Below are 524 nucleotides of genomic sequence, written 5' to 3' on the forward strand. Positions count from 1 at the left end.
AATCTCGTAAAGCCATTCACAGTTCGGATCGGGGTCTGCAACTCGACCCCGTGAAGTTGGATTCGCTAGTAATCGCGTATCAGCAATGACGCGGTGAATACGTTCCCGGGCCTTGTACACACCGCCCGTCAAGCCATGGAAGCTGGAAGTGCCTGAAGTGCGTAACCGCAAGGAGCGTCCTAGGGTAAAGTCGGTAACTGGGGCTAAGTCGTAACAAGGTAGCCGTACCGGAAGGTGTGGCTGGAATACCTCCTTTCTGGAGCATTATCCAAAAACCTTAGAGTACGCAAATAACAGTATAACTGTTACCTGCATGATTATTTTCTTATTTATTCTCTAAAAAAAACAACCCGGAAGATGAAGCCATCGGTTGTGGTGCAGCCATAATAGTGGCAAGATTGTAAAGATAAACAAACAGTCCTGTAGCTCAGCTTGGTTAGAGCACTACACTGATAATGTAGGGGTCAGCAGTTCAAATCTGCTCGGGACTACGAGAGGTTAAGTCAAAAGTTACAAGTCAAAAG

Annotated in this window: 1 tRNA gene and 1 rRNA gene; both read left to right on the forward strand. The window is 46.6% G+C overall.

Annotated elements, in window-relative coordinates:
* A 16S ribosomal RNA gene (locus tag ACFQZI_RS19825) occupies positions 1-256 on the forward strand; the annotation flags it as partial.
* 160 nt (positions 257-416) lie between these two features.
* Positions 417-491: transfer RNA gene (locus ACFQZI_RS19830), tRNA-Ile, on the forward strand.
* Positions 492-524 lie beyond the last annotated feature (33 nt).

It is taken from the genome of Mucilaginibacter lutimaris (assembly GCF_042676625.1).
Lineage (GTDB): Bacteria > Bacteroidota > Bacteroidia > Sphingobacteriales > Sphingobacteriaceae > Mucilaginibacter > Mucilaginibacter lutimaris.